Genomic DNA, 20,400 nt, shown 5'->3' with positions numbered 1-20,400 from the left:
GGGCCTAGTGACATACCACGCGGTATGTGCGCAGAATCAGCGCAACCCATTACTACCGCGTAGGCAATGTCGCCCCCGGGAGGACGCCGTGCTGAGCACGATGCAGGACGTACCGCTGACTGTGACCCGCATTCTGGAGCACGGGGCGCTGATCCACGGAGAGTCGCAGATCACGACCTGGACCGGCGAGGGCGAACCGCACCGCCGCAGCTTCCGCGAGGCCGGCCGCCGCGCGCACCAGCTCGCCCACGCCCTGCGCGACGACCTCGGGGTGACGGGCGACGAGCGCGTCGCGACCCTGATGTGGAACAACGCCGAGCACGTCGAGGCGTACTACGCGATCCCCTCCATGGGCGCCGTGCTGCACACCCTGAACCTCCGCCTCCCGGCCGAGCAGCTCGTCTTCATCGTCAACCACGCGGCCGACCGCGTCGTCATCGCCAACGGCTCGCTGCTCCCGCTCCTCGCGCCGCTCCTCCCCCACCTCCCGACACTGGAGCACGTGGTGGTCTCGGGCCCCGGCGACCGTTCGGTGCTCGACGGGACGGGCGTGCGGGTGCACGACTACGAGGAACTGCTCGCCGGGAAGCCGGACGTCTTCGACTGGCCGGAGATCGACGAGCGGCAGGCCGCGGCCATGTGCTACACCTCCGGGACCACCGGGGACCCCAAGGGCGTGGTGTACTCCCACCGTTCGATCTACCTGCACTCCATGCAGGTCAACATGGCCCAGTCGATGGGGCTCACCGACCACGACACGACCCTCGTCGTGGTCCCGCAGTTCCACGTCAACGCCTGGGGCCTGCCGCACGCGACCTTCATGTCCGGCATCAACATGCTGATGCCGGACCGTTTCCTCCAGCCCGCGCCCCTCGCCGAGATGATCGAGAGCGAGCGGCCCACGCACGCCGCCGCCGTCCCGACGATCTGGCAGGGACTGCTCGCCGAGCTGACCGCCAAGCCCCGTGACGTCTCCTCCCTCACCCAGGTGACCATCGGCGGCTCGGCCTGTCCGCCCTCGCTGATGGCCGCCTTCGACGATCTGGGCATGCGGGTCAGCCACGCCTGGGGCATGACCGAGACCTCCCCGCTCGGCACCGTCGCCCGTCCGCCGGCCCACGCGGTGGGCACGGAGGAGGAGTTCGCCTACCGTCTCACGCAGGGCCGCTTCCCGGCGGGCGTCGAGGCCCGTCTGACCGGCCCCGGCGGCGAACGCCTCCCGTGGGACGGCGAGTCCGCGGGCGAGCTGGAGGTCCGTGGCCCGTGGATCGCCGGCGCCTACTACGGCGGCAACGACGGGGAACCGCTGCGCCCCGCCGACAAGTTCAGCGAGGACGGCTGGCTCAAGACCGGTGACGTCGGCACGATCAGCCAGGACGGCTTCCTGACCCTCACCGACCGCGCCAAGGACGTCATCAAGTCGGGCGGCGAGTGGATCTCCTCGGTCGACCTGGAGAACGCCCTCATGTCCCACCCGGACGTGACCGAGGCCGCGGTCGTGGCCGTCCCCGACGAGAAGTGGGGCGAGCGCCCGCTGGCCACCGTCGTCCTGAAGGAGGGCTCCACCGCGGACTTCGAGACCCTGCGCGCCTTCCTCGCGGCCGAGGGCAAGATCGCCAAGTGGCAGCTCCCCGAGCGCTGGTCGATCGTCGAGGCCGTCCCGAAGACGAGCGTCGGCAAGTTCGACAAGAAGGTGATCCGCAAGCGGTACGCCGAGGGCAGCCTGGACGTGACCAAGCTCTGACCCTGACGACGTGAACACACAGGCCGGGCGGGGAGCTCCGAGGCTCCCCACCCGGCCTGCGCGTGTGTCACGGTCGTACGGGGCAGAACCCCACGGCGCTCCCGTACCGGGGCCCTACGACGCTCCCGTACCGGGCCCTACGACGCTCGGGTACCGAGGCCGTACCGGCGGCTCCGGTACCGGGCCCCACGGCGTTCTCGTACGGCCCTAGTTGGTGCCGATACGGGCCAGGAGGTCGACGATCCGGTCCTGGACCTCGTCGCTCGTCGAGCGTTCGGCGAGGAACAGCACCGACTCCCCCGCCGCCAGCCGCGGCAGTTCGGAGGCGTCGACGGCGGCGGTGTAGACGACGAGCGGTGTGCGGTTCAACTGCCCGTTCGCACGCAGCCAGTCGACGATCCCGGCCCGCCGGCGCCGTACCTGCAACAGGTCCATCACCACGAGGTTCGGCCGCATCTGCGCGGCCAGCGTGACCGCGTCCTCGTCCGTCGAGGCGCGCGCGACCTGCATCCCGCGCCGCTCCAGCGTCGCCGTCAGCGCGAGCGCGATCTCCGCGTGCTCCTCGATGAGCAGCACGCGCGGCGGGTGCTGCTCGGAGTCGCGCGGAGCGAGCGCCTTCAGGAGTACGGCGGGGTCGGCGCCGTACGCCGCCTCGCGCGTCGCCTGTCCGAGTCCGGCCGTCACCAGGACGGGAACCTCCGCGGCCACGGCGGCCTGACGCAGGGACTGCAGCGCCGTGCGGGTGATCGGGCCGGTCAGCGGGTCGACGAACAGCGCGGCGGGGAACGCGGCGATCTGCGCGTCCACCTCCTCGCGGGAGTTCACGATGACCGGCCGGTAGCCGCGGTCGCTCAGCGCCTGCTGGGTGCCGGCGTCGGGCGCCGGCCACACGAGCAGCCGCCGCGGGTTGTCCAGCGGCTCCGGGGGCAGTTCGTCGTCCACGGGCCGCGGCTGCGGCGGGTCGGCGACCTCGACGGCACCGCCGGGACCGTCGAGCGGCTCGGGGCCCTCGGCGGCGTTCTCGTCCGGTGCTCCTATGGCGTAGGACCGTCCGGCGCCCTCGGTGGTACCGGGCCGCCGCGGTCCCCCGCCGGGCTGGGCGCCCTGCGGAAGGGCGCGCGCGGCGGTGTCCGGGCGCTCGGCGGCGGGCTCGGGCGGAGTGCCGAGCTTGCGGCGGCGGCCCGCGCCGTTCGTCGCGTGCGGGGGAGGGGTCGGGGCCTGCACGCCGCTGCCGGGATGGGCCGCCGGGGCCTGGCGGGCGAACGGAACACCCTGGCCGAGCGTGCGCACGCTTATGGCACGGCCCTGCGTCGAGTTGGGGTCGGCCGCGGCGGACGCGGGCGCCGCCTCGGCGGGCAGCGGCTGGGCGACCCGCGCGGCCGGGCGCTCCGGGGGGAGCGGGGCGGGAGTCGCCTGGGCGGCCGGGGCCGCCGTGGTCGCCGCGGCTTCGGCGGTCGCCGCGTTCGCCGCCGGGAGCGCGGGCTGGGCACCGGCGCCGGTGGTGTTCGCGTCGGGCCAGGGCTGGGCCGCCGGACCGGACGCGGCACCCGGCTGCGCGGCGACCGGGACGGCCTGCCCCGGAACGCCCTGAGCGGGAACCGGCTGTCCGGGAAGTCCCTGAGCCGGAACCGGCTGCCCGGGAACACCCTGCGCGGGAACGGCCTGTCCGGGAACGCCCTGAGCCGGAACCGGCTGAGCGGAAAGTCCCTGTGCCGGTACGGGCTGTCCGGGGAGTCCCTGTGCCGGGACAGGCTGCTGCCCGGGAAGTCCCTGTGCCGGTACGGGCTGCTGCCCGGGAAGTCCCTGTGCCGGGACCGGCTGTCCCGGACCGCCCGGTGCCGGACGGGCCTGCGCGGGGGCCGCGCCTGCCGCTTCGGGCGCGCCTTCGGCGAGCTGACGGGCACGTCGGCGCCCCGTCGGGGCGGCGGTCGGGTGCGGCTGCGGCGGGGTGTGATCGTCGTCGGGGTCGTGCCGCATCGCGTCGTGGCGGCCGTCGGGCTGCTGGGCCAGCGCGACCTGGGCCTGCACCTGGGCCTGCACCTGGTCCTGCGCCGCCTGGGCCACCTGCGCCCGCGCGGCCTGGACCTCGGCGGCGTGGGCCTCGGCGGCCTGTTCCTGCGCGGCCTGCGCCTGCGCGGCGGCCTGGACGTACTCCGGCGAACGGTCCGCCTCGGCCGGCGGCAGCGCGAACACCGCACGGGCGCCCGTGTCCTGCGCGGCGGCACGCTCGGCCGCCTCGGCCAGCGCACGGCGGCGCCGCCCGGTCGGCCGGCCCGCCTCGTCGGCGGAGCCGTCGTCCTCGCCGGGACCGTCGGCCGGGGCCGCGGGCGCGGCCGGCAGCGCGTTCTGCTCGCCGTCGCGGCGCGCACGCCGTCCGGAAGGCACCGGCACCCCCTGCGGGGGCACCGTCCCGCCCAGCCCGGACCCCACGGCCGCGGTTCCCGCGCCGTGCTCGCCCGCCATCACGACCGCACCTTCGGAGACCTCGTCGGGCGCGTCCGGGGCCGCACCCGTGCCGTCGGCGGGGCTGGGCCGGCCACGACGCCGTCCGGTACCGCCGGAGCCGTCCTCGGAGGCGTCGACCTGCTGCTCCTGCGCCGGAACCGCGGGCTCGACCGCCGCCTGCTCCTCCGCGGCACGCCGGCGACGGCGCCCGGTGGGAGCGGTCGCGCCGGCCGCCTCGACGGCGTTCGGACCGGACTCCCCCGACTCCTCGCTCTCCAGGAAGGCGTCCGTCGAGGCACGCCGGGCCCGCCGTCGGCCACCGCTCTGCTGCGGGGCCGGCTCGGCCAGGGCGATCTCGGCGCCGACGGGTACGACGGAGTCGAACGGGACCGCGCCCGCCCCACCGCCGATGGGCACCTCGAGGACGTACGCGCTGCCGCTCATCCCCGGCACCTCGTGCGTCTGGAGCACACCGCCGTGCGCGCGCACGATCCCGCGCACGATCGGCTCGTGCACCGGGTCTCCCCCGGCGTACGGCCCGCGCACCTCGATACGGACGACCTCGCCGCGCTGCGCCGCCGCCACGACGACCGTGTTGTCCATGTAACCGCCCGCGGACACCGGCGCGTTGCCGGTCGCGTCGACGCCCGCGACGTCCGCGACGAGGTGGGCGAGGGCGCGCGCGAGACGCTGCGGGTCGACCTCGGCCTCGATGGGCGGCGCGTGCACGGCGAACTGCACGCGGCCGGGACCGATCAGGTCGACGGCGCCTTCGACACCGGCCGCGACCACGGCGTCGAGCATCACGTTCGTACGGAAGATCGTGTCGATGCCCGCGTCCAGCCGCTGGTAGCCGAGGACGTTGTCGACGAGCGTGGTGATGCGCGAGTAGCCGGCGGCGAGGTGGTGGAGCACCTGGTTGGCCTCGGGCCAGAGCTGCCCGGCGTCGTCGGCGGCGAGCTTGGCGAGTTCGCCGCGGAGCTGGTCCAGAGGGCCGCGCAGGGAGTGGCCGAGGACGGCGAGCAACTGCTCGTGCCGGGCGGCCAGCGCCTCGTAGCGGTCCTTCTCGCGTTCGCCGAGCGCCGCGTACCGCTCCTCGCCGGCGGCGAGTTCCTCCTCGTGCCCCTCGGTCAGTTCGGTGAGCTCGGTGCTGTGCCGCTCACGCAGCTTCTCGAGCTCGGCGGTGTGCTCCTCGCCGAGCCGCTCCAGCTCCTCGGCGTGCCGGGTGTCGGCCGCCTCCTTCTCCTCGACCAGGGTGTCGTACGGGCGCCGGTCGGTGAAGGTCATGACGGCGCCGACGAGCTGGTCCCCGTCGCGCACCGGAGAGGTCGTCAGGTCGACCGGCACCTTGTCCCCGGACTTCGACCACAGCACCTGGCCGCGCACCCGGTGCTTGCGTCCGGAGCGCAGGGTGTCGGCGAGCGGCGACTCCGCGTAGGGGAAGGGTTCGCCGTCCGCCCGCGAGTGCAGGATCAGGGTGTGCAGTTCCCGGCCGCCGAGGTCGCTGGCGCGGTATCCGAGGATCTGGGCGGCGGCGGGGTTGACGAGGACGACGCGGCCGTCGGTGTCCGTCCCGACCACGCCCTCGGCCGCGGCGCGCAGGATCATCTCGGTCTGGCGCTGCGAGCGCGCGAGCTCGGCCTCGGTGTCGACGGTGCCCGACAGATCGCGTACGACGAGCATGAGCAGCTCATCGGGGAGGGGGCCGTAGTTGTCGTAGGCCTGCTGGCCGCTCTCCAGGTTCGCGCTGGTGACCTCGACCGGGAACTCCGAGCCGTCGGTCCGCCGCGCGGTCATCCGGGTCGGCTTGGTCCGCCCGCGCTCGTCGGTGCTGTCGGGACGCCGCATGGAGCCGGGGATCAGCTTCGAGTCGAACTCGGGCAGCAGATCGAGGAGCCCGCGGCCCACCAGGGCGGTGCCCGGGGTCTCGAAGGCCTCCAGGGCGATCGTGTTGGCGTTGACGACGGTCCCGTTGGCGTTGACCAGGACCAGCGCATCCGGCAGCGCGTCCAGTATGGCTGCGAGGCGAGCAGCGCCTCGGGATGGCCTGCTGCTCACGAGACGCTTCCTCCCTGTTACCGCACCTTGCCGCCCGCGGAGGCCATCTTGCCAACCGGTCCGCGGCGTGTCACGCGAGGGAGTCTACGGGCAGAGGTTGCGCTCGCGATGCCGGATGAGAGGGAGGTCGCACACATATGAGACGCAGAAGCGGCGTAGAACCTGTGACCACGCATTTCACCGTACGGAACCGTGAGAGCACCGTGAGATCACCGTGACTCCGCCGTGTCCTCGGTCCCGAGTCCGCCGTCTCCCCGGTCCGCGGCACCTAGGAGTGGGTGCCGGGCAGGACGGGCACGAGGGCGTTCCAGCGCGAGATCTCGCACCCGTTCGAGCGGTCGTAGCGCGCGTCGACGGGGCGCCCCGCCCATGTCCCGGTGACATGCGCGGTGGCCGGACCCCCGTAGACCATCGTGCACAGGGCGTCCGGCGGCGCCGGGGCGAAGGTGTCCTTGCCCCAGGTGGTCATCCGGTCCAGCCGGTCGCAGGCCTCCGCCGCGTGCGGGTGGGTGCCGCCGGCGGGGTGGCACTCCAGCTCGAACGTCCCGTCCGCGCCGCCGCCCACGCCGTCGACGGTGACGGTGAGCCGGTCGGAGGAGTCCTCAGGACGGGCCGGCGGGGGCATGAGCGCCGGCGCGACGAGGCCGTACGCGGCGGCGACGGCCCGCGCGGACGGCGTCCCGGCGGGGAACAGCGACGCCGGTCCGCCGGTGAACGCGGCGGAGGGCCCGGCGGGGGACGCCGCCGGTACGGGGAACACGCCGGGGGCGTCGGAGAGGGTCCCCGCGACGGCGCCGGGCGCCGAGGAGAGCGCGGCGGAGGCGGACACGGCGGCGGTGAGGAGCAGTCGGCGCAACATGACCTGCCTAACGCGGGGCGACCCACCCGGTTGCGTGTTCGCGGGGGCTTTGCAGTGCGGCGTATCCGCCTAGTACCGTGGGGGGCGATTGGTGACACCGCGCTCGTCTGTGTCATCATCTGCACGCACCACTCGCGCTCGCGTGAGGGGTTGTGCGGGAGGCGTCGCCTAGTCCGGTCTATGGCGCCGCACTGCTAATGCGGTTTGGGACTTCAATCCCATCGAGGGTTCAAATCCCTCCGCCTCCGCGCGAAGATCCGAAACCCCGGTCCACTGGACCGGGGTTTCGGCGTTCCAGGAGTCCGCGCGACCCGGCGAGCGCGCCCGCGCCCAGGGCGTCCGCGAGCGCCCGGAAGCACGTTTGCCCAGCTCACAAGGGGTGAGGCAAATGGATTTCACATGGCGGCGGCAGTCATGTAATGTTCTTCCTGTCGCCGCGAGCGGGGCAAAAGCCCGGGGAGCGAAGACAAGAACAAAAACAGAACAAGCACTCGTAGCTTAACGGATAGAGCATCTGACTACGGATCAGAAGGTTGCAGGTTCGAATCCTGCCGAGTGCACACAGGCAAGAGGCCCCCGGAAATGATCCGGGGGCCTCTTGCGTTGACGCGCCCGGCGCGCAGGTCTGTGTCCGGGTGTCTCTCGACCTCAATGCCGACCGGAGTCGCACTGCGCCGGTCCGCTTCGGCCCCAGGGCGCTGGGCGCACGGCGAACAGCCGTCTGGCCGTCAGGTCGGTTGTGGTCGCGCTTTGCCCGTTCGTCTGGCGAGCAGGCCCGCCAGCAACAGGACGATCAGGCTGCATCCCACGCCGCACAACGTCCAGAGCAACCGGTAGCCCTCGGCGGCATAGTCGGAGGGCTGCGGAAGGTCCACCAGGATGAGCGCGCCCGCGGCGATGGCCGCACTGTAGAAGCTGTAGTTCCAGAAGCGGATCCCCGCCCCGTGCATCAGCAGGACGAGCGCCACCACTTCAAGGCCGCGCTCGACCGCAAACAGCCTGAGTCCGTGTTCGCTCGTGGGCACCAGCAGCAACAACCCGGCTACGACCGCGCCGATCAACGTTCCGACGAGACGTTGCGCGCTGACGAGCGCGGCTTGTTCCAGGCTCGGCTTCATCGCGGCCATGGCCGCGATCGGGATCCAGGAGCCGTGCGTCAGATCCAGTCCGAACGCCAGCGCCACGGTGCCGGCGATGACCACGGCGCGGATCACCGCGAACAGGATCAGCGGCGGGGTCAGCTTCCTCCGTGAGTTGTCGCCCGGGAGCTCCGAGAAGGGCTGGTTCTGATCCGTACGTCCCCGGATCAGCCACCACAGGAACGTCACCGCGATCCACAGCGCCGCGCCTCCGCTCCAGGCGAGCACCTGGGCCCAGATGTGGCTGGTGACGTGGACCGCTTTGTGGACGCCGAACTCGTATCCGATGGCGACGACGAACCAGACGTTGAGCAGCATGGCGTTGATGAATCGGTGGACCCCGAGGGCGACGGCCAGCCCGGCTGCCAGTGTGACCACGAAAGCCGCGAGCACCATCCAGCCCCAGGCGTCCGCCCCGATCTCGAACGCCAGCGCGGTCACCCCGGCACCCACCAGTGCGAAGACGGCGACGGAGAGCGCCCGGTGCCCGTAGCTCCCTCCCGGGTCACTCAGCGCCGAGAACAGCAGACCGAACACCGCGCTGAGCAGGTACACCTCATGACCGATCGCCCAGAAGACGAACAGCGGCACCAGCCCGGCATCCAGGAAGGCCACCGCTCGCGGCCAGTTCAGCCCTGCGGGGTGGAACTCGAACACCTTCGACAGCCACCTCATGGCCTTCCCCCTGCCAACGGGCTGTACTGCTCGTCCGCTCTCGCTCGCCACGGCCGCCCTCTCTCGTCTTGGCCATCAGGCACGCCGCTGAGGTGTCGAATTATCCGATTGGCTGAGGTTCATCACGAAAAGACTCACCGCGAAGCCGTGGACACTTGCCCCTTTTTTCACCCATTCCGGCAAGGTCATCAAAGGGTGAGCGGCAACCGGCCCCACCACTTGGCGTCTCTCAGGGGGAGGCGCGACCTGTCCGGCCGTCTGCGATCGACCTCTGTGAAGCCATGGAGCGGCCTTCGAGGCCGGAAGCAAAAGGACTCGGTACTCAGTGCCGCGGGGACTCCGTGATCCAGCGGCCGGGTGAATCGGCGTACCGGTAGAGCGGGAGGCCCGTGATGCCGGAGGTGCGGAACGGGCGGCCGTGGTCGTCGATCCGGATCGTTCCGGTGCTGCCCTGCGAGGACCAGTCGAGTTCGAGGTACCAGTCGCACGCGCAGTGCTCGGTCCCCGCTTTGACGAGCAGGACCTCGGGGTCGTCCACGGAGACGCGGTACGGGAGGTTCCGCGCCGGCAGGGTCTCGTCCCCCTCGCTGCCGGCCACGGCCCGGGGGACGGGGGTGTGCGCGTCGAGATTCACCGCGAAGGACCTGGGCTCGGTGTTCCCGCCGCAGCCCAGGGACGTGTCGTACACGAAGGCTCCGGCGCCGGGGGGCGCGGTACGGCGCACGACCCGGACGTGCAGGGACTCCAGGACGACGGCGGCCGGGCTGCGCCCCTGCACCGACACCCGCACGATCGTCTCCCCGCCGTGCACCGCGTCCTGGGCGTTGGCCCAGACCTCGGCGTCCTCGGCGGGCGGGGGCGGCGGGACCTGGCCCGGCGGTTTGGAGATGACGTAGTCGTGGCCGCAGTCCCCTTCCCACACGTGGGAGTTCACGGTCCAGGTGAAGGGGAGGGCTCGGGCGGACGGCCCGGCCGAGGCCCCGCCGGTCGACGCCGCCGGACCGCTGCGGGGGGTGGCTCCGCCGCCGGGAGAACCGTGCGTCGGGAACCCCGGGAACACGGAGAACGCCGCGAACCCGGCGGCGGTCAGCAGGAACACGCCGCCCAGGACGGCCGACACGACGGCCGGCCGCCGCCGGTACCAGGGGGGCGAGGACGGCTCGCCCGCGTTCGGGGTTCCGGGTGCCATGTCCGGTGCGGTTGGCGCCTTCGGCCGGCCCGGCCCTGACCCGTCCGGCCGAGACCCGCCCGAGCCTGGTCCGTCCTGATCTTCCGGTGTGTGTTGCGGAGCTGCCGTGTCCGGCGCGGGCGCGGTGACGGGGCCAGAGCTTGGCGTTCGAGGTGCGGAAGGTCCCGGTGGCGCTTGGGGCGCCGACGGTGCCTGGGGCACCGACGGTGCCTGGGCTTCGGGCGCGGGCCGCCGCTCCGGAGCCCCGCCAGGCGGCATCGAGCCGTTCCCGCCGGGCCCCGACGGACCGTTTCCGCCGAGCCCCGACGAGCCCGCTTCCGCGGCTCCGGGCGCGCCGCCCTTCGGGCCTCCGTTCACGCTTCCGTTCGCGCCGCCCTCCGAACCGCCTTCAGGGACGCTCGGTTCGCCCGCGGACGTCGGACGGGGGCGGGCCGCGGCCGGGCGGGAGCGCCTTCGTTCCGCGACCGCCAGGATCCACAGGCGGTGCAACTCCACGCGCTCCTGCGGCGAGGCTCCGCACAGCGCGGCGAACCGCTCCACCACGCCGAAGTCCAGCGGCACCGCCTCGCCCGCGCAATAGCGGTGCAGCGTGGAGGCGTTCATGTCCAGGCGCCGGGCCAGCGCCGCGTAGCTGCGATCCGTACGGGTCTTGAGGCGCGCCAGCAGCTCCGCGAACCTCGTCACGTCGTCGTCGGCCGCGGCCATGGCCCGTGCCCACCTCCGCTCGTATCGGTCCGTCCCGTCCCGGAACGGCATCCCAGGGGACCCATCTCTCTGCACGTCAACCGCCCTGGGATGGTTCCACCGTTGCGGATCCGGCGGGGGTCGTTGCCGCGGCTTCCCAGGGCCGCCGATGCTCTTGGCGTCGCCACCAGCGGTACGGCCCGACCGGCCGGCCTGTTCAGGGGAGCGGCATCCAGACCACGCACTCGTCCACGGGGAACCCATGGCCGGACGCACCCTCGACGGGGCGCCGGCGGTCCCCGCGACGACGTGCACCGAACCGGAACGAGGGACACACCATGCACGGCAACACCACCGGACGCCGGAGCCTGCGCCGTATCGCCGCCATCACCGCCGGCCTCGCGCTGGGCCTGGGGCTCGGCGTCTCGGCTCACGCCTCCCAGGCCGACGCGCCGCACCGCACCGCGCAGGCGGCCGCCGCCACCCCGCGGACGGTGAGCGGCAAGACCGGCGACGCCCTGACCGGCATCGCCGACTTCTACGGCGCCTACATCGACGCCCAGAACGGTTCCGACCCCGCCACCAAGCTGATGGGCGACCTGCGCGCCCACTACCTGGACCCCGCGTTCAGCAAGCGACTGGCGGCCTGGGAGCGCACGAACCACGCGGACGGCGTCCTGCGCGCCCAGAGCATCCCGGCCCGCTGGACGGTGACCGAGAAGAGCAAGGGCGACTCCACCGAGGCCCTCGTCACCCTGAACTGGAGCCAGGGAGGCGGCACGGTCAAGCTCTCGGTCGTCATGACCCCCAACCACCGCATCGTCGCCATCAGCCCCGTCAAGTAGCCGGCGGCCGCCTCCGGCCTGTGCGTCGCCTGAGCGTTCCCGCAGGCCGGGGCCGATGTCAGTGGGGACCTCTACTGTCGTGGTGTGCGGCAGGAGTGGGTGTGTTCGGGGGTGCGGTGGTCGGGGGACGGGGCCGTGCTGGTCTGGGGCGGGGGGCGGACCAGTCCGCTGGTCCGGGGGCGGCGGATCGCGTTCGGTGTCGTGGACGGGGGTGTGCGGACATGCGTGGGGGCTCGGGGGAACGCGTGTCCCGTGCGGGCCGTCGTCTCGCCGCGCGGCACGGGCGCCCGGTGCGAGGAGTGCGCGCGCCTGGACCGCGCGCACTCCGTCGCCGCCGACACGCTGGCCGACGACCCCCGGCCGTACCGCGTGTATCTCGCGTGGTTCGGGCCCGGCCTGGTCAAGGTGGGGATCACCCGGGTCGAGCGGGGTTCCGTCCGGCTCCTGGAACAGGGTGCCGTCACCTTCACCTGGCTGGGGCAGGGGCCGTTGATGGCGGCGCGCCGGACCGAGGAACTGCTGCGGGCCGCGCTCGGGGTGCCGGACCGGATCCCGTACGCGGGCAAGCGGGCGGTGCGGGCGGTGCTGCCCGGGGCCGGGGAGCGTGTCGCCGAGATCCGGGAGCTGCACGCGCGGGCCGGGGAGCTCGACGGCTGGCCCGAGTCGGTCGCGCGCGCCCCCTTCGAGCCCGTGGACCACACGGACCTGTTCGGGCTCGCCGGGTTGGCGCCCGCGCAGGCGGTCGTGCGTGAACTGGCCGCGGGCGGCTCCGTCGCCGGCGAGCTGTGCGCCGCCGTCGGTCCCGATCTGCACCTCCTCACCGGGCGGGGTGTCGTCGTGCTCGACACCCGGCTGATGACGGGCTGGGTCCTGACCGGCACCGGCGCCGGGGCCGCGGACGTCGACCAGGGCTTCGGAGTCACCTTTCCCGTACGGGAGTCGCCCGCGCCGGACACCGGCGTTCAGGACGGGCTGTTCTGAAGGGCGGGAAGAGAGGGAGACGGGGGAAAGGGGCGGTCGAGGGCGTGCGGACGGCCGGCGGGCGGGAAGGTCAAGACTTCGATCCCTTTCGGATCCCGTTCGGAAAGGCGCTGGACGACGGGGCGCGCCCGGAACGAGAGTGGCGGACATGAGCGATCACTCTCCCGCGCCTGTCGCGGCCTTCGAGCCTCCCTATTACGCCGCCGTGTTCACCTCCGTGAGGAGGGAGGGTGACGGCGGGTACGGGGAGACCGCCGAGCGCATGGACGAGTTGGTCAAGGAGATCCCGGGCTTCCTGGGGATGGACTACGCGCGGACACCGGGCGGACTGGCCATCACGGTCGGGTACTTCCGGGACGAGGACGCCATCAAGGAGTGGAGCGCGCACGCCGAGCACCGGGCGGCGCAGCGGCGCGGCCGTGCCGAGTGGTACGAGCGCTACACCCTGCACATCGCCAAGGTCGAGCGGAGCCACGGGTTCGAGCGTGCCGACGGCTGACCGGGAGGGCGCGGCGGGCGAGAAGACCGAGGAGACCGAGGACGTGGACGTGCGGGACGAGGCGCGGGACGTGCGCGGCTTCTGGCAGGGGCTCGGGCTGCCCGGACTCGTCGACGTCCACACGCACTTCATGCCCGAACGGGTGTTGCGCAAGGTGTGGGACTACTTCGACGGACTCGGTGAACTGACCGGCGGCATCGAGTGGCCGATCGCCTACCGCGCGGACGAGGACGAACGGCTGGCGCTGATCCGGGAGTTCGGCGCACGCGCTTTCACCGCGATGCTCTACCCGCACAAGACCGGCATGGCCGAGTGGCTCAACTCCTGGGCCGTCGAATTCGCCCGCCGGACACCGGACTGTCTGCACACCTCGACCCTCTTCCCCGAGCCGGGCGTCGAGCGGTACGTACGCGAGGCGGTGGAGGCGGGCGCGCGCGTCTTCAAGGCGCACGTCCAGGTGGGGGCGTACGACCCGGCGGACGAGCTTCTCGACCCGGCCTGGGGGCTGCTCGCCGAGGCGGGGATCCCCGTGGTGATCCACTGTGGTTCGGGGCCCTCGCCGGGGAAGTACACCGGCCCGGCACCGGCCGCGGCCGTCCTTCGCCGGCATCCCCGGCTGCGGTTCGTCTTCGCGCACATGGGGATGCCCGAGTACGAGGACTTCCTCGGCCTCGCCGAGCGGTACGACGAGGTGCGGCTCGACACGACCATGGCGTTCACCGACTTCAGCGAGCGGCTCGCGCCCTTCCCGCCCGGACTCCTGCCCCGCCTCGCGGACCTCGGGGACCGGGTACTCCTCGGGACGGACTTCCCGAACATCCCGTATCCCTACGTCCACCAGTTGCACGCGCTGCGACGGCTGGGTCTGGGGGACGACTGGCTGCGGGCGGTCTGCTACGAGAACGGCGCCCGCCTCTTCGGTCTGCGCGACGCCTGAGGGCCTCGGCCCGCGCCGGCGGAAAGCGGTACCCAGCAGTTCCCTGAGAGGCACCTGTGTGTTTCTCAGGGAAATCACAGGTTGGCGAAAGGATGCTCTCAGCGGGGCCCAGCAAGGTGTTCGGCATGACCACGACCTCGCCCCAGGGGCGCACCGAACTGCTGAGGCCGGACGGGAGCCCCGTCCGAGTCCTGGTGGTGGACGACGAGCTGTCGATCACCGAGCTGCTGTCCATGGCCCTTCGCTACGAAGGCTGGCAGATCCGCAGCGCGGGAGACGGGACGGGCGCGGTGCAGACCGCGCGCGAGTTCCGGCCCGACGCCGTGGTGCTCGACATGATGCTGCCCGACATGGACGGCCTGACGGTGCTCGGCCGGCTCCGCCGTGAGCAGCCCGACGTGCCGGTGCTGTTCCTGACCGCGAAGGACGCGGTCGAGGACCGTATCGCCGGCCTCACCGCCGGCGGCGACGACTACGTCACCAAACCGTTCAGCCTGGAGGAGGTCGTGGCCCGGCTGCGCGGTCTGATCCGGCGTTCCGGCGCCGCCGACCGGCGGTCCGAGTCCGTGCTCGTCGTCGGGGACCTCACCCTGGACGAGGACAGCCACGAGGTGTCGCGCGGCGGGGCGAACATCCACCTCACCGCGACCGAGTTCGAGCTGCTGCGCTTCCTGATGCGCAACCCGCGCCGGGTGCTGAGCAAGGCCCAGATACTCGACCGCGTGTGGTCGTACGACTTCGGCGGCCAGGCCAACGTGGTCGAGCTCTACATCTCGTATCTGCGCCGGAAGATCGACGCCGGGCGGGAGCCGATGATCCACACCCGGCGTGGGGCCGGATATCTGATCAAGCCCGCGACGTCATGAGCGGACGACGGCGGCCGCGGGCACAGAAGAGGCGGGGACGACAACCGCGCACCCTTCGGACGCGGCTCGTCGTCGGGTCCGTCGCGCTGATCGCCGTCGTGTGCGCGGTGATCGGCACCGTGACCACGATCGCACTGCGCACCCACCTGTACGAGCAGCTCGACAACAACGTCGCCGAGGCGGCGATGCGCGCCGCGGGCCCGGTGGGCGGCCCCACGGGCGGCCCCTCCGGCGGCGGGACCGTGCACCCTCCGGACGACGACGTGATCGCCAAGGATCCCCTCGGGTTCGTGCTCCGGGGCCAGGCCATGGGCGCCATCGGCGCCACCGTGACGAACGGCAAGGTCACCGAGGGCATAGTCAGCGTGGGGAAGAAGGACTCCAACGGGGTCAAGCAGCCCACGCCGCTCAAGCTCGGGACGAGCCAGCTCACCGCCCTCTCCTCCGTCGCGAAGGACGGACACGCCCACACGGTGGAGATCCCCGGCCGGGGCGAGTACCGCGTGCTGTACCAGGAGGGCCGCAACGGCGCCTTCTACGTGGCGCTCCCGACCGACGACGTCACCAACACCCTCACCACGCTCATCTACGTCGAGATCAGCGTCACCGGCGCCGGTCTCGCCGCGGCCTCCCTCGCGGGCGCGGCCATCGTGACCCTCGCCCTGCGCCCCCTGCGCAAGGTCGCCGCCACCGCCACCCGGGTCTCCGAACTGCCCCTGCACACCGGCGAGGTCACCCTCTACGAGCGGGTGCCGGAGTCCGAGGCCGATCCGCACACCGAGGTCGGACAGGTCGGGGCGGCGCTCAACCGCATGCTCGACCACATCCACGGCGCGCTGCACGCACGCCAGCAGAGCGAGATGCGCGTACGCCAGTTCGTCGCCGACGCCAGTCACGAGCTGCGCACCCCGCTGGCCTCCATCCGCGGGTACGCCGAGCTGACCAGACGCGGCCGCGAGGAGACCGGGCCCGACACCCGGCACGCGCTCGGACGGATCGAGTCCGAGGCCGGCCGGATGACCCTGCTCGTGGAGGACCTGCTGCTGCTCGCCCGCCTCGACGCCGGGCGGCCGCTGCAGTACGAGCAGACCGACCTCGTCCCCCTGGTGATCGATGCCGTGAGCGATGCCCGGGCAGCCGGGCGCAGCCACAACTGGCGGCTCGAACTGCCCGAGGAGCCCGCGCTGGTGGCGGCGGACGCCGCACGCCTCCAGCAGGTCATGGTCAACCTCTTCGCCAACGCCCGCACCCACACCCCACCGGGGACGACCGTCACCGCGCGGGTGCACCGGCACGGGCCGTGGCTGTGCGTGGACGTCCAGGACGACGGCCCCGGCATTCCGCCCGATCTCCTGCCACGCGTCTTCGAGCGGTTCGCGCGAGGCGACTCCTCGCGCTCGCGCGCCTCCGGATCGACCGGTCTCGGGCTCGCCATCGTGCAGGCCGTCGCCGCCGCGCACGGGGGCGCGGTGACCGTGGACAGCGCCCCCGGACGGACCGTGTTCACCCTGCATCTGCCCGCTGTCGCCCTCGAAACCTCCTGGCAACAGCACTCACAGGCGCAGCACAGCACCGGCACATGGGTGCGACAGGGGGCTTGACGAAGGTCGTTCCATGCGAACCGAACCTTCTCCCGGCAACCTGCCGGCGCGGGAGCACCTCCCGGCCGCAGACGCGGGAACGCCAGTCCTGGACGTCGTGATCCCCGTCTACAACGAGGAGAAGGACCTCCAGCCATGCGTCCTCAGACTGCACGACCACCTCAGGCGCACGTTCCCGTACACCTTCCGCATCACGGTGGCGGACAACGCGTCCACGGACAGCACCCCGGTCGTGGCGGCCCACCTGGCGGCCCGGATCCCCGAGGTCAGGTCCTTCCGGCTGGAGCAGAAGGGCCGCGGCCGGGCGCTGCGGACCGTGTGGTCGGCGTCCGACGCGCCGGTCCTCGCGTACATGGACGTGGACCTGTCCACCGACCTGAACGCCCTGCTCCCGCTGGTCGCCCCGCTGATCTCCGGGCACTCGGACCTCGCGATCGGCTCGCGGCTGTCCCGCTCCTCGCGTGTGGTGCGCGGAGCCAAGAGGGAGTTCATCAGCCGCGCCTACAACCTGATCCTGCGCGGCTCGCTCCAGGCCCGCTTCTCCGACGCGCAGTGCGGCTTCAAGGCGATCCGCCGTGACGTCGCCCAGGTGCTGCTGCCGCTCATCGAGGACACCGGCTGGTTCTTCGACACCGAGATGCTGGTCCTGGCCGAGCGGGCCGGGCTGCGCATCCACGAGGTGCCGGTCGACTGGGTCGACGACCCGGACTCGACCGTCCACATAGTGAAGACCGCGACGGACGACCTGAAGGGCGTGTGGCGGGTGGGCCGCGCCCTCGCCACCGGCTCGCTCTCGCTCGACCGGCTCGCCCGGCCCTTCGGGGACGACCCGCGCGACCGCGAACTGACCGACGTACCCAAGGGACTGGCCCGCCAGCTCGTCGGCTTCTGCGTCGTGGGCGGCCTGTCCACCCTCTTCTATCTGCTGCTCTACAGCGTCTTCCGCTCCTTCTCCGGGGCGCAGGTCGCCAACGCCCTCGCGCTGCTCGTGTCGGCGGTCGCCAACACGGCGGCCAACCGGCGGCTCACGTTCGGCGTGCGCGGCCGGGGCGGTGCCGTCCGGCACCAGGCGCAGGGGCTGGTCGTCTTCGGCATCGGACTCGCCCTGACCAGCGGATCGCTCGCCGCGCTCAATGCCGCGACCAGCGATCCCGGGCACTCCACCGAACTGGCGGTGCTCATCGCCGCCAACCTCGCGGCGACCGTGCTGCGCTTCCTGCTCTTCCGCGCCTGGGTCTTCCCCGACCGGCAGGGCGGGACGCCGTCCCCGTCCCCGGTGGTGGCCTCGCGCCGGCCGGCCCCGCAGTACAGCGCGCCGGGTGTTCGGCAGGACGTGTCCGCCCATCCCCCGCTGCCGCAGCGCCCGACGGCACCCTCCTCCCCCCACGACACCGACACGTTCCGCGCCGACGACGCCGCGGAGCACTCCTGGCGGGATTCGACCATGCAGTTGCAGGCGGTGCGCCCGCACGACCACGATCCGAGGAACGCGCGATGACGACACAGCCCGACACGAGCGCTGGGACCAGCGCCGGTACCGGCGTCGGTACGAGCATCGAGACGAACGCCGGTGTCAGCGCCGGTACGGGCGGCTCCGGGCACGCCTGGGGGCCGGCGACGCCGACGGCCGCTCCCGAGTCCGGTGAGCCCCGGCAGCCCTTCTTCCGGCGGGTCTGGAGAGGCCGGCCCGAGGATCCCCGCTGGGCGCGCCCCGCCTTCCTCGGACTGCTGCTCGCCACCGCGGTGCTCTACCTCTACGGCCTGAGTGCCTCCGGGTACGCCAACTCCTTCTACTCCGCGGCCGTGCAGGCCGGCAGCCAGAGCTGGAAGGCCTTCTTCTTCGGCTCGCTCGACTCGGCCAACGCCATCACCGTCGACAAGCCCCCGGCCTCCCTGTGGCCGATGGCCCTGTCGGTACGGATCTTCGGCCTCAGCTCCTGGGCGATCCTCGTCCCCGAGGTGCTGATGGGCGTCGCCACGGTCGGCGTCCTGTACGCGGCCGTACGCCGCCGGTTCAGTGCCGCGGCGGGCCTGATCGCGGGCGCCGTGCTCGCGCTCACCCCGGTCGCCGCGCTGATGTTCCGGTTCAACAACCCGGACGCGATGCTCGCGCTGCTCATGACCGTCACGGTCTACTGCGTGATCCGCGCCCTGGAGGACGGCCGTACGAGGTGGCTCCTGTGGGCGGGTGCCGCGGTCGGCCTCGCCTTCCTCACCAAGACGCTCCAGGCGTTCCTGATCCTGCCGCCGCTGGCCGTGCTCTACGCGGTCTGCGCGCCGGTGCCGGTCCGCAAACGGTTCGCTCAACTGGGCCTCTCGGCCGCCGCGATGGTCGTCGCCGGCGGCTGGTGGGTCGCGATCGTCGAACTGTGGCCCGCGTCCTCCCGCCCGTACATCGGCGGCTCGCAGAACAACTCCTTCCTGGAGCTGACCTTCGGCTACAACGGGCTCGGCCGCATCAACGGCGACGAGACCGGCAGCGTCGGCGGCGGTGGCGGGGGCGGCGGCACCGGGATGTGGGGGGAGACCGGCTGGAACCGGATGTTCAACTCCGAGATCGGCAGCCAGATCTCCTGGCTGCTCCCGGCGGCCCTGATCCTGCTGGTGGGCGGCCTCGTCCTGACCCGCGGGGCGAAGCGGACCGACGCGACCCGGGCCTCGTTCCTCGCCTGGGGCGGCGCGCTGCTCATGACCGCGCTGGTCTTCAGCTACATGGCCGGCATCTTCCACCAGTACTACACGGTGGCCCTGGCCCCCTACATCGCCGCCGTGGTCGGCATGGGCGCGACCGCGCTGTGGGCGGAACGGGGCAAGGTGTGGGCGGCGCTCACCCTCGCCGGCTCGGTCACCGCGACCGCGGCCTGGGGCTACGTCCTTCTCAACCGCACCCCCGACTACCTGCCGTGGCTCAAGTGGCTGGTCCTCGTCGGCGGTCTGACCGCCGCACTCGGTCTGATCTTCGTGGCCCGGCTGGGCAGGCGGCTCGCCCTCGCGGCGGCCGGACTGGGCTTCGTCGCGGCGGTCGCCGGCCCGACGGCGTACACGCTCTCCACGGTGGACACCGGGCACACCGGATCCATCGTGACGGCCGGGCCGTCCGGTGCGAGCATGATGGGCGGGCGGGGCGGCTTCCCCGGTGGCGGTGGTGGCACCCGCGGTGGCTTCCCCGGCGGCCAGAACCAGAACGGCAACGGCGGTGTGCCGAACGGGCAGCAGGGCATGCCCGGCGGCGGCACGGGTCAGCCTCCGACCGGCGGTACCGGCGGCCTCCCCGGCCAGAACCAGCAGGGGCCCGGCGGGACCCAGGGCGGGAACCAGCAGGGCGGCATGCCCGGCGGCGCGGGCGCGGGCGAGGGCGGTATGGCCGGTGGTGGCGGTGCCGGAGGACTGCTGAACGGTGCGAGCGTCGGCTCCGAGGCCAAGGCGCTGCTGTCGAAGAACGCCGGGGACTACACCTGGGCGGCGGCCGCGATCGGTTCCCAGAACTCCGCGAGCTACCAACTGGCCACCGGCAAGCCGGTGATGGCGATCGGCGGCTTCAACGGCACCGATCCGTCGCCGACCCTGGCCCAGTTCAAGAAGTACGTGACGGACGGCAGGATCCACTACTTCATCTCGGGCGGTGGCATGGGCGGCGGTATGGGCGGGGGCGGCAACTCCGGTACCGCCTCCACCTCTTCGCAGATCAGCTCGTGGGTCACGGCCAACTTCAAGAAGGTGACGGTGGGTTCGGCCACCTTCTACGACCTGACGCAGCCGACGAGTTCAGGCTGACCGGTTCCGCGGGGTCGGTTCTTCGGTGAACGGGCGGTGTTCCGGGGCGGGTTCGCTCCGGGGCGCCGCCCGTTCGGGTTCGTCCTGCGATGGCTGTTCCCGTG

Annotated in this window: 13 protein-coding genes, 2 tRNA genes and 1 pseudogene; 11 read left to right on the top strand and 5 right to left on the bottom strand. The window is 72.6% G+C overall.

The genetic code is table 11. The features are described from left to right. Positions 1-100 precede the first annotated feature (100 nt). Complete coding sequence (locus ACFRIC_RS11595; protein ID WP_382784232.1) at positions 101-1,744, top strand: long-chain fatty acid--CoA ligase; 1,644 nt, start codon at positions 101-103, stop codon at positions 1,742-1,744. Positions 1,745-1,951: 207 nt separating this feature from the next. On the opposite strand, the gene ACFRIC_RS11590 is transcribed toward ACFRIC_RS11595, so the two are convergent. Together ACFRIC_RS11590 and ACFRIC_RS11585 are read right to left on the bottom strand one after the other, a co-directional pair. Next, a complete protein-coding gene (locus ACFRIC_RS11590) occupies positions 1,952-6,247 on the bottom strand; it encodes a PAS domain-containing protein (protein WP_382783002.1) in 4,296 nt (1,431 codons plus the stop codon). A 268-nt stretch (positions 6,248-6,515) separates the two neighbouring features. Continuing rightward, the gene (locus tag ACFRIC_RS11585; protein WP_382782998.1) at positions 6,516-7,106 is read right to left on the bottom strand and encodes an SSI family serine proteinase inhibitor; all 591 of its coding nucleotides are present in this window, start codon (positions 7,104-7,106) and stop codon (positions 6,516-6,518) included. Positions 7,107-7,263: 157 nt separating this feature from the next. Here ACFRIC_RS11585 and ACFRIC_RS11580 point away from each other — a divergent pair. Both ACFRIC_RS11580 and ACFRIC_RS11575 read left to right on the top strand, forming a co-directional pair. Continuing rightward, a tRNA-Ser gene (locus ACFRIC_RS11580) sits at positions 7,264-7,354 on the top strand. A gap of 239 nt (positions 7,355-7,593) precedes the next feature. After that, positions 7,594-7,666 (top strand) — tRNA-Arg (locus tag ACFRIC_RS11575). A gap of 168 nt (positions 7,667-7,834) precedes the next feature. Here the strand turns inward: ACFRIC_RS11575 and ACFRIC_RS11570 are convergent. The 3 genes and pseudogenes from ACFRIC_RS11570 to ACFRIC_RS11560 form a co-directional block, all read right to left on the bottom strand. Further along, a complete protein-coding gene (locus ACFRIC_RS11570; protein WP_382782995.1) occupies positions 7,835-8,920 on the bottom strand; it encodes an FUSC family protein in 1,086 nt (361 codons plus the stop codon). A gap of 322 nt (positions 8,921-9,242) precedes the next feature. Continuing rightward, positions 9,243-10,109 (bottom strand): hypothetical protein, encoded by an 867-nt coding sequence (locus ACFRIC_RS11565; RefSeq protein ID WP_382784279.1) that lies wholly within the window; start codon positions 10,107-10,109, stop codon positions 9,243-9,245. A 546-nt stretch (positions 10,110-10,655) separates the two neighbouring features. Then, positions 10,656-10,814: pseudogene (locus ACFRIC_RS11560) on the bottom strand (helix-turn-helix domain-containing protein); the annotation flags it as partial. A 317-nt stretch (positions 10,815-11,131) separates the two neighbouring features. Between ACFRIC_RS11560 and ACFRIC_RS11555 the strand changes: the two are divergent. The 8 genes from ACFRIC_RS11555 to ACFRIC_RS11520 all read left to right on the top strand — a co-directional run bounded on the left by ACFRIC_RS11555 (position 11,132) and on the right by ACFRIC_RS11520 (position 20,296). Next, a complete protein-coding gene (locus ACFRIC_RS11555; protein WP_382782992.1) occupies positions 11,132-11,638 on the top strand; it encodes a hypothetical protein in 507 nt (168 codons plus the stop codon). A gap of 84 nt (positions 11,639-11,722) precedes the next feature. After that, complete coding sequence (locus ACFRIC_RS11550; RefSeq protein WP_382782990.1) at positions 11,723-12,619, top strand: DUF2797 domain-containing protein; 897 nt, start codon at positions 11,723-11,725, stop codon at positions 12,617-12,619. Positions 12,620-12,767: 148 nt separating this feature from the next. Further along, the gene (locus ACFRIC_RS11545; RefSeq protein ID WP_382782987.1) at positions 12,768-13,118 is read left to right on the top strand and encodes an antibiotic biosynthesis monooxygenase family protein; all 351 of its coding nucleotides are present in this window, start codon (positions 12,768-12,770) and stop codon (positions 13,116-13,118) included. A 43-nt stretch (positions 13,119-13,161) separates the two neighbouring features. Continuing rightward, entirely contained in the window at positions 13,162-14,055 is an 894-nt protein-coding gene (locus ACFRIC_RS11540; protein WP_382784230.1) for an amidohydrolase family protein, read from the top strand. Between the two features lie 125 nt (positions 14,056-14,180). Next, a complete protein-coding gene (locus tag ACFRIC_RS11535; RefSeq protein WP_382782984.1) occupies positions 14,181-14,921 on the top strand; it encodes a response regulator transcription factor in 741 nt (246 codons plus the stop codon). Next, positions 14,918-16,522: a sensor histidine kinase gene (locus ACFRIC_RS11530; protein ID WP_382782981.1), complete on the top strand. Its 1,605-nt coding sequence runs from the start codon at positions 14,918-14,920 to the stop codon at positions 16,520-16,522. Before ACFRIC_RS11535 ends, ACFRIC_RS11530 begins: the two co-directional genes overlap by 4 nt. A 13-nt stretch (positions 16,523-16,535) precedes the next feature. Then, a complete protein-coding gene (locus ACFRIC_RS11525; protein WP_382782978.1) occupies positions 16,536-18,020 on the top strand; it encodes a glycosyltransferase in 1,485 nt (494 codons plus the stop codon). After that, positions 18,017-20,296 carry an ArnT family glycosyltransferase gene (locus ACFRIC_RS11520; RefSeq protein WP_382782975.1) on the top strand — a complete coding sequence of 760 codons (2,280 nt, stop codon included), beginning with the start codon at positions 18,017-18,019 and terminating at the stop codon, positions 20,294-20,296. The genes ACFRIC_RS11525 and ACFRIC_RS11520 overlap by 4 nt, the downstream gene beginning before the upstream one ends. The last annotated feature ends 104 nt before the right edge of the window (positions 20,297-20,400 follow it).

Origin of the sequence: Streptomyces sp. NPDC056738 (genome assembly GCF_042790435.1) — a bacterium.
GTDB lineage: Bacteria > Actinomycetota > Actinomycetes > Streptomycetales > Streptomycetaceae > Streptomyces.
The sequence above is the reverse complement of the archived record's forward strand: the minus strand, read 5'-3'. Positions and strand labels throughout refer to the sequence as shown.